The sequence below is a fragment of the Pontibacillus yanchengensis Y32 genome (assembly GCF_000770635.1).
In the GTDB taxonomy this organism is placed as follows: Bacteria; Bacillota; Bacilli; order Bacillales; family BH030062; genus Pontibacillus; species Pontibacillus yanchengensis.
In genome coordinates, this window is the sequence record NZ_AVBF01000002.1 from 92,892 (window position 1) to 105,302 (window position 12,411).

Genomic DNA, 12,411 nt, shown 5'->3' on the forward strand with positions numbered 1-12,411 from the left:
TTCGAGTCAGTACGCTAATAGCTGAGAAAATGTTAGTTAAAGAACTAGAACACAACTTTTGATTTAGGAGGGACACTGCCACCTCTCTCATGTTTGCAACTCATCATGACATGATTACAACAACACCACTTTTGTTGCTTCTATAAACTGACATAGCAGCCAGTCTTCGCTTTAAAACCATCCGCTCTCACAGTTACAGTAATCCCTTAAGAAAAAGGTTACATAATGCAGGGGTTTACAGACTCCTCCAATTCCATCAAACGCTCAAAGTACAAATCATCTAACTTTTGTTTCACTATCCGACTAAAATAACCAACAGGATTATGTACATCTTTCATCTTCATAGCTGAAAACATCGCTTTTAGAGCTTGAATACCTACCTCATGCAGCGTTTCTTCAGCATAAATAGTTTCTAAAGACTTAATTTGTGCTTTATAGGAACGATACAAGCGATAGAAAAATTTCTTTTCTGGAATGAAGCAGTAGACCAATTTTTTAAATTCTCGATACGAGCTTTTTAGATGAGATCCTTCCACCTGTAACGATTCTTTAAATTCTTTATTATTTATGTTTTTAAAAGATAATGGTTCGTCCGGCATTTCTAGAGCTGAATCCGTTGATGCTTCGGCGTTTTCAGCTTCCTTGCCACGTGACACATTCCGAGTGACAGAAGGGTTAATAATATACAAATTCGCCCCATTTCCTCCTCTTTGAGGGCGCATACTTTCGATGCGAGTAATAATGGAATACGCTACTAGCTTGTTCATTACTCGAATCACCGTTCGTCTACTTCTTCCAATTAATTCGGCAATCGTATCATTTTTGAGATACGCCACCCCTGGATACTTACACGCATATCGGGACAAAAGGTGAATCATCTCGACCTCCGTTGCTGACAAATGGCCACCATGCTCTACAATGTGACACCTAACAGCTTGATTCATTTCTTCCTTCGTTTGAAACGGTTGATGTTTGATCGCTAAACTTACATAATTCATTTTTATCGACTCCTATACTATTACGAATTAGATTTCTTCGTCTTAGTAATCGCAAGGAGTCGAATGGTTGGTGTCTGTGTTTTAAAAAATTTTTTGGATTACAAAATTATGTAAAGTTTATTAGAAATAAATCACTGCGGATATATTTCATTTTTCATAGTGAAAGGCACCTATTATTCGTTGACCAATTACATTTATAAAAAGAGTAAATAACGGAACATTAGGTGAACAAAGTTATGGCTACATAATAAATAAGAAGCAGGGATCCCTTAAACTGGGCCCTGCTTCTTCTTTTTATTAAAAAACTTATACAAGAATCATATTAGTTTTTAAGACTCCCAATATAGTCAGCTAAGAAAAGTATTCCTCTAACATGGTGAACACTCTGGTCTCCAGACAATGAATAATCATTTAACGGTTCCCAGGACCAAAATCCCCATTTCACATTAGGGTCATCTAAATAATAAGGGTAACGGCCGTCTTCTACTGCTTGCATTTTTAATCCGTATTGAACTGCTAAGATTGCAGAGTCCAAATAACATTGCTCTTTTGTGTTCTGATGGAGACGAATTAAACTAATTGCAATGTTCGGCATGTCCCCTGGTCCCACGTTAGGGGCACATACTTCCCCATCATCATCAATACCAATTGGCCAAGCACCATCTTCACGTTGATGTTCTATAAGCCAATCCGCAAATCTTTTGGCTGCTACTAGAAACTTCTCATTTTTTGTAATTTCATATAGGAATACAAGCCCTCTCAATTCAGGAGCTACTAAATCAGAATTCCAGAACTGGCCGTCTATTAAATAAAAACCACCGTCTTCTTCTTGAAGAGTTAAACCATGTTCTCCCCAAGCTATAGCATGTTCTTCGTAAGCCTTATCTTCTGTTAGTTCATACAGTTCAAGATACGCTGTAACAGGGAAGCCAAACCCTCTCCACGTGAATCCTGTATCTGTCCATTGATACGTATTTGTATCATACTTGTATTTGAACCCCGCTTTTCTAGCCTGTTTCATGAAATTATGAAACTGTTTAATATAAAATTGATATTCTTCCTTATTCGTTCTTTTTAACAAAGCTAAAGCAAGCCAGAAAGCATCACCAGTATATTTAACATACAATTCGTTAGGCTTAAATCCGTCTTTCACACCACCTTGCCATGTAAACATCGGATGCGTTTCCGTCCAATTATCATAAGCCCACTTAAAGCAATTTTCTGCCTTTTGCAGCATCTTCTCATCATGGAAGCGATCATACATCGTTAAATAGTTGATTGCCATCAAAAAGTTTCCACTATCCATTTCTGAAGTATATTGAATATCTCCACGATAGTAGTGATGTAGGGCACCTTCTTCTTCGTTATACAAACGATCGACAAACTCATATACTGCCTTAGAAGCTCGTTTTTCTAAATCGTCATAGGAGTAACCTATTACTTCTTTTACATAGTTTTTGCCAGTATCATTAGGTCTTTCATAACCCCAATCTTTTGGAGAAATTGTTTGAAACATGATGTTCACCTCTGTTTGCGTTTATTTTGCAAGTTGATTTGCTACTTCTTCAGGAGTTATCTCACCTGGCTTATACATTAGAACTTCCATCTTCTTGTTATATTCGTCTACGAACTTAGGATTTAACCATCCAAATGGTGTTCCATATTCAACTACGTTGGAGTACACATCTAAGAAAGGATCATTTTTCTTTTCCTTCACTAGTTTATCCATCGCAGATTTGGTTGGTGGCAAACCGATAAGACCTGCTTTGTTTCCTTTTACAAGCTCTTCATCTGAAGATAAGAATTTAATTAGTTTCATAGCTGCTTCTGGATTTTCAGATTTCTTAGAAATAACCCAACCAGCTGTATAAAGCATACTAGCTTTTTCATCTTTAACCGGTAACGGAACCGCTCCAACGTTTGAATTTTCATCTAAAACTCCTGTTACCCAGCTTCCTGCATAAAGCATAGCTACTTTTTTGTTCGCAAACATTTCACCATCCCAACCAGCTCCTACCATCTGAGGAGAAGCTGCTGTCTTATCCTCATTAAATAGAGTGGACATATATTCTAAAGCTTTCTGATGTTCCTCAGACTTAAGAGCGTCATTCTGAAGTCCAGAGGATGTAATAACATTAGCACCTGCTGATTCAACAAATGGTAAAAAGTAATTGATTTGAGGATTGATTCCAAACCCATAACGGTCTTCAGTTGTTAACTTTTTCGCTGCACTTCTAAGTTCATCCCAAGTTTTTGGTGGCTGGACACCTGCTTCTTTTAGTAAGTCTTTATGGTAGAAAAGTGCTGTTGTATTGTAATCCTTAGGTATAGCATAGAGTTTTTCATCTACTTTAAAGGCCTCCATTAATGTATCTTGAAAATTATTTAAATCAAGATTATGATTCGACGCCAATTCGGATAAAGGAAGAATTGCATCAGAATCAGCGAATGTTTTAGTCCTTTGACCTCCATCTAATAAAAAGATATCAGGAGCTACGCCTCCAGCTACTTGTCCCATGAGTGCTTGGTTATAAGAGTCGCCACCACTAAATGTACGAATTTTCACTGATATATTTTCATCGTTTTGTTCATTAAAACGATCAACCTGCTTTTGGAATTCTGCAGGAATATCACCAGTTGCTTCAATAGCGATTTGAAGGTTTACCTTACCGTCGCCTTCCTCACTCTCTTCCTCTCCTTTTGTTTCAGAATCTGCACCACAAGCCGATAGGATCAAAGATAAAATAAATACCGGTACCATGAACTTCCACTGCATTCGCTTCATAATGTAACCCCTTTCATTTTTGATTAAATTAACTTGAATACCTTACCTTAACTTTATCGTTCATGGTCTTTTAGTAACATGTATGAAATTTTACTTTTCGTTCATTATATTTACTTTTGCTTTCTGAATTTTGTTGGTGTCATTCCTGTGTATTTCTTGAATATTTGGGAGAAATATCTTTCATTCGCATACCCTACCGCTAAGGAAACATCTTTGGTTCTGAGTTGATTGTGTTTAAGTAACTCTTTAGCTTTATTAATACGTAACTCGGCAATACAATCACTGACTGTTGAGCCAGTTTGTTCTTTAAAGATTCTACTTAGATAAGATGGATTTGTTTGAACATGTCTTGCTAGCCCGTCTAATGAAATTTCTTTGGTGTAATGTTGATGAACATATTTCATAACAGACTTAACGATTGGTGAGTAGTGATTATTTTCATACTCCGCAATCCAATTAAGCATGAAGTGGAATGATTGATAGACTTCATTATGAATGTCAGAAGCATAATGTAGTTTTGATATGTGTTGAATAGGTATTTGTTGCAAAGGGGCTGTTTCATTAAAGTTTTCCATGTAATTTTTGAGTGAGATTAATAAATTAAATGACTCTTGTAAGACTTTTTCTTTATTTTCTATTTTGATCAATTCTTTAAAGTACTTGTTTAACTCGTTCTGAAGAGCAGATTTATCTACATCATCCATTGCTTGCCATATACTTTGTGCACTTACCTGAAAGTCTTGCTCGCTTTTATTTTCTTCTTTATAAAAGTGAAGGGTTTGACGGCCTTTAAAAAATTCTTGTTGCACGATTTCTTCTGCTTCCTTAACACTCTGATTCATTTGAAGAGGGTCATAAACCATTTGACTCACGCCAAAAGATAAAGTCAGCTCTTTAGTAGTCTTTAAAAACCTTTGGATGGAATCACACAATGTTTGAATATGTTGATATTGATTTAACAGACTCTTTGTTTGTAATACATCAACTACAAGATACTGTCCTTCCCTCCAGGGCACAATCTCACCTCGAAAGTTTGATTGTTCTTTCCATTGGATAAGGGAATTATAAATCTCAAAATCATTTAAATTTAATTGGTCAAAGTCATTAACGGATGCAAGGATAACGACTTTTCCTTTGGAATGATCTACAAAAGGATGATTCACTTTCAAAAGCTTCTCTGAAGGAGTTAAAATTAAATGTTTCATCCAATCGTCTACTTCTCCTGAATGCTTGGGTCCAGTCTCTTCCTTTGAGATTGCTATGAGCATATTTGTAATCTTATCAGGGGACATGGTCGGCTTATGAAAGTAATCAGAAGCTCCCTTTTTCATAGCACTCTTTACATGATCTAAGTCATCATAACTACTCAAAACAACCACTTTCCCTTGAAAAGTAGAGTCTAAATAATCTAAGAATTGTAAACCATCCATAATTGGCATATTAAGATCCAATAAAATCACATCAATACAATGCTGCTGACGAACAAACTCTAGAGCTTGTTTTCCATTAGAGGCCTCTCCAACAACAGAAAATTGCTCAGATGATTCAATCGTCTTTCGTAATCCCATTCTTGTAATGTTCTCATCATCAACAATTAAGATATTCATCCTATCACCTCAACTATGGTAGTGAATCGCTTAGATCAAGTGTAACGATTGTCCCCTTATTTGCTTTACTTTGAACCGTGATAGAACCTTGGTTCCCATACATCAATCTCACACGTTCTTTAACATTATCAAAACCAATAGAACTAAATTTAACTCCTTTTTGCTGAGGACGATCCTCAGAGAAACCTACTCCATTATCCTCTACTTCTATAATGACTCGGTTTGGAGCTTTAGAATAAGATCTTAGCCAGATCATTCGATCTTCATTTTCTTTTTCCATTCCATGAATTATAGCGTTTTCTAATAGAGGTTGTATTAGAAGAATTGGCACCTCCATATCTTTTACATCTTCATTCATCTCCCAAATAACTTCGAATTCCCCATCAAAACGAATTTTCATGATTTGTAAATAATGATGCAAGAACTCCTCTTCTTCTGATAAAGGAATCATATCATCACTTCTTTTCGAGATGAATTTAAATATATAGACAAGAGAATCAATCATTCTATTTACCAGATCAGGTTGATTTAGATACACACACCATTTGATATTATTTAACGTGTTAAATAAAAAGTGTGGGTTAATCTGTGACTGAAGGCTTTTATACTCAAGATCCTTCTTTTGCTTTTCTTTCTGAACAAGCAATGCTACATATTCATCAAGTCTAGTCAGCATATCATTGTAGTGGTAAGTTAAATCTCCTATTTCATCTTTTCGATTAGGATCAGGTATTTGTTTCCATTCCCCAGTAGTGAGCTGACTCATACTCGATTTTAGATGCTCGAGTGGCCGCACTAGTCTTGAAGATATTAAATACGCTAGTACAATGGAACCGACAATCGTCCCAATAAGTAAATATAAGAATATTTCTTTAATAGAATTTAATTGTTGAAATAGTTGATCTCGATCAGATATCGCATAAACGGTCCAACCCGTTTCATCAGATGTACTTGAAGTTATAAAGTAAGACTGATCCTTATAGGAAACTTCATCATCGTTCTCACCCTGAGCAATCACTCTACCAAAACCTTCTTCAACGTGTTCACTTGTAGCCATGGTTTCGCCATTATCATTAGTTAAAAGAAAAGAGAAATTACTCGTTCTAGCTTTTTGATTTAACAGATTATAAATAGATTGGCTATTATACATCACTTTGATAATCCCTAGAGGTTCTTGGGTTTGAGAATCTTTAATTAAACGAGAGATTGAAACAACTTTTGGGTCTTCAACGATTTGACTTTCCTTGTGAAGACCTGTATAAACCCAATAGCCCTCTGCACTCATTGTTTTTTCATACCAACGATCATTTTCATTATTCTCTTCTGATACAAGTACATTTTGGTTAGAATAACCTATAGTATATGGCTGCTTTAAAGGAAACAAAAGGACATAATCAACGTTCGGATATACATTCATGGTGTGGTTTAGATAATATTGATAAGATTTTTTATCTTGAACCTTTTCATATACTGGATATTGATAAGACTCAAAATCTTTTTTTAATAATGTTTCTAGTTGAGGGTCACCTATCATAGAACGAGTTAACGTAATACTATTTTGAATCCACTCATTGTAAGTCGAATTAAGATCTGTTGCCATTGTTCTTCCGTACGTCAACGCTTTTTCTTTTGTGTGACTGACTGCACTTTGGTAAGCGTAAACCCCGAAAATACTCATTGGGAATAAAGCTATAACAGTGAAAGCAATCATCAATTTATGCCTATATTTCATAGATGACCCCCCTCTCAATACAAGATGTTGTAACCTCGATTATACTATCCTTTAACACCTGTATTAATAGAGCTTTTCATAAAATGTTTCTGGAAAACCATGAAGAATATGAGAGTTGGAATTGTCATTAATACCACACCAGCCATAGACTTGGTAATTGAACTTGTATAGGCTGTATTGGTAATTTGATAAATACCAACAGGAAGTGTAAACATATCAGGTTCAGTTGCCAAAATGCTTGGGAAAGGGAAGCTATTCCAATTCCACACAAAGATAAAGATAGCTTGTGCAATCAAGGCTGGCTTGGCCAATGGAAGGGCAATTCTGAAAAAAATCGCAATCCTACTTAGTCCATCCATTTTGGCGGCTTCTTCTAATTCTGAAGGAAAACCTACAAAGAATTGTCTCATTAAGAACACACCGAATGGATTAACCATGAAAGGAACAATTAAAGCAAAATACGTATTGATCCACCCCATTTTTGCCATCATGACAAAGATCGGTATTAGCAAAATTTGAACGGGTACCATCATAATGCCAAGCGTGAAGAAGAACATGATATTTTTCCCTGGTAAGCGTACACGTGCTAAAGCATAACCTGCCATAGAATTAAACAGAAGGTTACAAATCGTAATAACACCAGTCACAAAAACACTGTTTTTATACCAATCTGCAATATGACTTTGCGTTATGATGTAGACAAAATTGTCAATTCCATACTGAGCTAGATCAAAAGAAAATGTATCTACGTTTAAGTCTTGCTTTACAAATGAAGCGTACAATGTCCAAATAAACGGCAAAAGCATAACAAATGCAGTTAACCCTAACACAAGATAAAATAGAATTCGTTTCGTATTCATGACATTCACCCCTTATTCTTTCTCTCAAAGAATAGATACTGTAGTACGGTTAATGAAAAGATCATCACAAAAATGATAAACGCTGCTGCAGAGGCATATCCCATTTCAAAATATTTAAAGGCTTGAGTGTATAAATACATCACCATAGTTAGAGTAGAATCCCCTGGACTTCCTGGTAATGCTCCACCTGTTGTTGATACAACATAAGGTTGCTCAAAAATTTGCAATGTAGCCAACCCTCCCATAAATAACACTAAAAACGTAGTAGGTTTCAGGAGTGGAACGGTAATATGCAAGAATTGTTGCAGCCTTGAAGCACCATCAATTCGAGCTGCTTCATATAAATCTTCTGGAATACTTTGAAGACCTGACAGATAAATCACCGTGTAAAAACCAATTTGTGTCCAAATGATTATGAGAACGATTAAATAAAATGCATAGTCACCATCTGTGTACCACGCAACATTCTCTAGACCAAAAAGAGTGAAAAATCTAGTAACAAGCCCATCTTGGTTGAATAAGTAAACCATTACCGCTCCAACAGCAATTGGTGAGGTGATATATGGTAGATAGAATACAATCCTAAAAAATGATTTACCTTTTATCTTAGAATTTAATATATTCGCTAAAACTAGAGAGATAATGGTTTGGATCGGTAAGACGATAATTAAAAGTTTTACGGTATTCCATATCGCTGTTAAAAATGTAGTATCCTGTAGAAGCTTTCTATAGTTTTCTAACCCAACCCACTCTGCTGCTGAAGGATTCAAATAACTAAAATTTTGAAAACTAATTTGAAGAGAATATAAAATGGGATAAAAAATAAAAATCCCTGCAATCAGGAGGAAAGGAGCCATAAAGAAGACTCCTGTTCCAATTTCCTTTAACCTTGTACGACTGATCTTTCGCTTACCTTTAACATTCGTAGCTCGTGTTTGTGTGGATACATTTTGCATGTATATCCCCCGCTTTATTGATTAATGGTAAATTCAGAAGTATTTTGTTCTACTTTAGCTACCACATGATCTTCTGACTTCTTAAGAACAATATTTAGCTTCCCATTCCCAACAGTTAAATCTTTAACTTCTAGCCAATCTATATCTTCAGGTAAAGTTGGATTGATCGAAATTGACTTGGTAAATGCATTAACTTCCATTCCAAGTAAAGCCTGTACACAAGCAAATGGTGTACCAGCAGCCCAAGCTTGAGGTGAGCATGCAACAGGAAACGGTACAATCGTTTCTTCTTCTTCACGACTGTGACCACAAAACAATTCTGGTAACCTAGCATCTTCAAATTGGTTTGCACTCTCAAATAATGATTGTACTAATTGATTCACCTGATCTTTTAGGCTGTGCTTCGCTAACCCTAATAGAATCAGTGAATTATCGTGTGGCCATACTGTTCCGTTATGATAAGCTATTGGATTATATACCTTTTCTTCCTGACTCATTGTGCGGATGCCCCATCCAGAGTACAACTTGTCGGATAATAGAACTCGTGCTACATCCTGCACCTTACTTTCTTCTATAATAGTTGACCACAATGCATGGCCAGGATCTGAGGTAATGGTTTGAACTTGCTGTTTATCTTTATCTAACGCAAGAGCATAGAAATCCTCTTGTTCCATCCAGAATGCATCATTAAATAATGTCTTTAGCTGCCGAGCTTCTTCAATCATTTTTTGTGCTTTATGGTCTTCTCCAATATACTCATATAGCTCAGCCATCTTAGCTTTCGCATCATAAACATACCCTTGAACTTCTACAACAGCCATAGGGGATTCGGAATGAGTCCCGTCTTTATGGACCATTGAATGGTTTGAGTCCTTCCAACTTTGTACCGCTAACCCTCCATCTGACTGCTTATGAAACTCAACGAAACCATCCCCATCAAGGTCAGCATATTGCTCTACATATTCGAGTGCCTTTTCAACTGAAGGAAGTAACTCATTCATGAGCTCCATATCCCCCGTCCAACGAATCGTTTCCGCAAACAGAACGATATATAAAGGAGTTGAGTCGATACTTCCGTAATAACGTTTAAAAGGAATTTCATTTAGATTAGCCATTTCTCCATTTCTCATTTCATGGAGTATCTTACCTGGTGCTTCTTCATTCCAATCATTTTCAACATCGCCTTGCAAATTCGCCAATGTACGTAAAGTACTTTTAGCAAGGTCAGGATTTAATACTAGAGATTGAATAGCAGTAATCATCGAGTCTCTACCAAACGGAACACAAAACCATGGGATCCCTGCTACAGGAAAGCTACCTTGACCAATATCTGTTGCTAGAAGATAGAGGTCTTTTTCTGCTCTTTCCAGTGTTTTATTTATTAATGGATGACTTGTGGTTATTTTCGTTTGATCATTGATCCACTTTTCTAATTCGTTTTCACATTCTGCATAAGCCCTCTCATAATTCAGTGGTTCATGATCATCTTCTGTACCTTCTCGAACTTGAATGGCGATTTCAATGGTATGATTTTCTCCTGGGTGCAGATCCATATCAAAAGAAAGACCATCCTCATGAGAGTGACCATTACGCGAAACATCAATTGTTAATATCCTCTCAATATCATCGAGTCCAGAATATTGATATTTCAGGCGGTTATGATTTACTTCTGGTTTATGGAGTGTACCTCTTTTTTCTCTTTTGGCCCCACGCACTTCAAATAAATCCTCAAAACCTAAATCAAAAGTTAAGTTTAAGGAACACGTGATATGCTTTTGACTTCCATTGTTAACCTGTATTTTGTCGTAAAAGATGCCTTTATACATCAATTGTTTTCGGTTAATTTCCAAGTCCATCTTTTCATAATGAGCATCCCCCGATTGGATATCTCCATTACTCAATTTAAACTGATTCTCAATGCCTTTACTTTGATCTTTTTTCAAAAATATACAAGGTTGATCATTGATCATCATATTATACTCTCGTAAAAACCTTGTATCTCTATAGTAAATTCCAGCTCCTATGTCATTAGGATTCATATCTCCAAGTTCATTTGTTACTGAAAATACCTCTCCATGCTTTAATGGCACAAAACCCATAGAACCTCTCCTTTTTGTAAGCCTTTACATAAATCATAGAGTAATATCTTGATAATCAACATGCATGAAATTATACTTTTTGTTTGTTATTTTTACTTTTATATGATTGGGTAAGTAAGACATATTTGAACAAGACTTATATTAGGGTGAGACTAACTCCTATAAATAGTAAAATTTGCATACATTAAATAGCTTCTTTTAATATTGGGTCTTAACGGAGATATTCCAGCATTAACACATCATAAAATCACAAAAATATGCTGAGGAATAAGTTCTTGGATACAACACAACTATGCTACAAAATAAATAATTCAGGGATTTACAGACTCCTCCAATTCCATCAAACGCTCAAAGTATAAATCATCCACCTTCTGTTTCACTACTCGACTAAAATACCCCACAGGATTATGTACATCTTTCATCTTCATGGCAGAGAACATCGCCTTTAGAGCTTGAATCCCTACCTCATGAAGCGTTTCTTCAGCATAGATAGTCTCTAATGATTTAATTTGTGCTTTATAAGAACGGTACAAGCGGTAGAAAAAATGCTTTTCTGGAATGAAGCAGAAGACCAATTTTTTAAATTCTCGATACGAGTTTTTTAAGTGAGATCCTTCTACCTGTAACGATTCTTTAAATTCTTTATTATTTATGTTTTTAAAAGATAATGGTTCATCTGGCATTTCAGGAGCTGAATCCGTTGGTACTTCTACATTTTTAACTTCCTTGCCACGTGACACATTCCGAGTGACAGAAGGGTTAATAATATACAGATTCGCCCCATTTCCCCCTCTTTGAGGGCGCATACTTTCGATGCGGGTAATAATAGAATACGCTACTAGCTTGTTCATTACTCGAATCACCGTTCTTCTACTTCTCCCAATTAAATCGGCAATCGTATCATTTTTAAGATACGCCACCCCTGGATACTTACATGCATAACGGATAGAAGATGGATCATCTCGATTTCTGTTGCTGACAGATGCCCACCATGCTCTACAATGTGACACCTAACAGCTTGATTCATTTCTTCCTTGGTTTTAAACGGTTGATGTTTGATTGCTAAACTTACATAATTCATTTTTATCGACTCCTATACTATTACGAATTAGTTTCCTTCAATTTAATAATCGAAAGGAGTCGATTGGTTGGTGTCTATGTTTTAAGAAATTTTTTAAATTACAGTTAGATTAGAGGCATTAGATATCTGAATTATAAACGTTTACTAGAATGAAAAAGCCCTGCAGATATACATTCTGCAAGGCTCTCAACAGTTCATAATCTGGGATAGATAGCTCGGAAACATTATAGGATTAAATAGATCCTCAAATATGTTTTTCAAACTTTAATCCCTATCCTTATCAGGGTATTGTA

Annotated in this window: 10 protein-coding genes; all 10 read right to left on the reverse strand. The window is 35.9% G+C overall.

Annotation, left to right across the window (positions count from 1 at the left end; genetic code table 11):
- Positions 1–218 precede the first annotated feature (218 nt).
- The 10 genes from N782_RS01420 to N782_RS01465 all read right to left on the reverse strand — a co-directional run bounded on the left by N782_RS01420 (position 219) and on the right by N782_RS01465 (position 12,118).
- Complete coding sequence (locus tag N782_RS01420; protein ID WP_036815481.1) at positions 219–998, reverse strand: helix-turn-helix domain-containing protein; 780 nt, start codon at positions 996–998, stop codon at positions 219–221.
- A 322-nt stretch (positions 999–1,320) separates the two neighbouring features.
- Entirely contained in the window at positions 1,321–2,514 is a 1,194-nt protein-coding gene (locus N782_RS01425; RefSeq protein WP_036815482.1) for a hypothetical protein, read from the reverse strand.
- 21 nt (positions 2,515–2,535) lie between these two features.
- Positions 2,536–3,783 (reverse strand): ABC transporter substrate-binding protein, encoded by a 1,248-nt coding sequence (locus N782_RS01430; RefSeq protein ID WP_036815483.1) that lies wholly within the window; start codon positions 3,781–3,783, stop codon positions 2,536–2,538.
- Between the two features lie 110 nt (positions 3,784–3,893).
- Entirely contained in the window at positions 3,894–5,390 is a 1,497-nt protein-coding gene (locus N782_RS01435; protein WP_036815484.1) for a response regulator, read from the reverse strand.
- Positions 5,391–5,403: 13 nt separating this feature from the next.
- Complete coding sequence (locus N782_RS01440) at positions 5,404–7,122, reverse strand: cache domain-containing sensor histidine kinase (RefSeq protein ID WP_036815485.1); 1,719 nt, start codon at positions 7,120–7,122, stop codon at positions 5,404–5,406.
- A 44-nt stretch (positions 7,123–7,166) separates the two neighbouring features.
- Positions 7,167–7,982: a carbohydrate ABC transporter permease gene (locus N782_RS01445; protein WP_036815486.1), complete on the reverse strand. Its 816-nt coding sequence runs from the start codon at positions 7,980–7,982 to the stop codon at positions 7,167–7,169.
- A gap of 5 nt (positions 7,983–7,987) precedes the next feature.
- Entirely contained in the window at positions 7,988–8,938 is a 951-nt protein-coding gene (locus tag N782_RS01450) for a carbohydrate ABC transporter permease (protein WP_052111094.1), read from the reverse strand.
- A 14-nt stretch (positions 8,939–8,952) separates the two neighbouring features.
- On the reverse strand, positions 8,953–11,037 hold the full coding sequence (locus tag N782_RS01455) for an amylo-alpha-1,6-glucosidase (RefSeq protein ID WP_036815487.1): 2,085 nt from the start codon (positions 11,035–11,037) through the stop codon (positions 8,953–8,955).
- 311 nt (positions 11,038–11,348) lie between these two features.
- Complete coding sequence (locus N782_RS01460) at positions 11,349–11,957, reverse strand: helix-turn-helix domain-containing protein (RefSeq protein WP_161783054.1); 609 nt, start codon at positions 11,955–11,957, stop codon at positions 11,349–11,351.
- Positions 11,921–12,118, reverse strand: a complete 198-nt coding sequence (locus tag N782_RS01465; protein ID WP_036815489.1) for a hypothetical protein — start codon at positions 12,116–12,118, stop codon at positions 11,921–11,923. Before N782_RS01465 ends, N782_RS01460 begins: the two co-directional genes overlap by 37 nt.
- Positions 12,119–12,411 lie beyond the last annotated feature (293 nt).

Coding starts and splice junctions, on each gene's coding strand:
- N782_RS01420 (WP_036815481.1), bottom strand. CDS start 998: ATGAATTATGTAAGTTTAGCGATCAAACATCAACCGTTTCAAACGAAG.
- N782_RS01425 (WP_036815482.1), bottom strand. CDS start 2,514: ATGTTTCAAACAATTTCTCCAAAAGATTGGGGTTATGAAAGACCTAAT.
- N782_RS01430 (WP_036815483.1), bottom strand. CDS start 3,783: ATGAAGCGAATGCAGTGGAAGTTCATGGTACCGGTATTTATTTTATCT.
- N782_RS01435 (WP_036815484.1), bottom strand. CDS start 5,390: ATGAATATCTTAATTGTTGATGATGAGAACATTACAAGAATGGGATTA.
- N782_RS01440 (WP_036815485.1), bottom strand. CDS start 7,122: ATGAAATATAGGCATAAATTGATGATTGCTTTCACTGTTATAGCTTTA.
- N782_RS01445 (WP_036815486.1), bottom strand. CDS start 7,982: ATGAATACGAAACGAATTCTATTTTATCTTGTGTTAGGGTTAACTGCA.
- N782_RS01450 (WP_052111094.1), bottom strand. CDS start 8,938: ATGCAAAATGTATCCACACAAACACGAGCTACGAATGTTAAAGGTAAG.
- N782_RS01455 (WP_036815487.1), bottom strand. CDS start 11,037: ATGGGTTTTGTGCCATTAAAGCATGGAGAGGTATTTTCAGTAACAAAT.
- N782_RS01465 (WP_036815489.1), bottom strand. CDS start 12,118: ATGAATTATGTAAGTTTAGCAATCAAACATCAACCGTTTAAAACCAAG.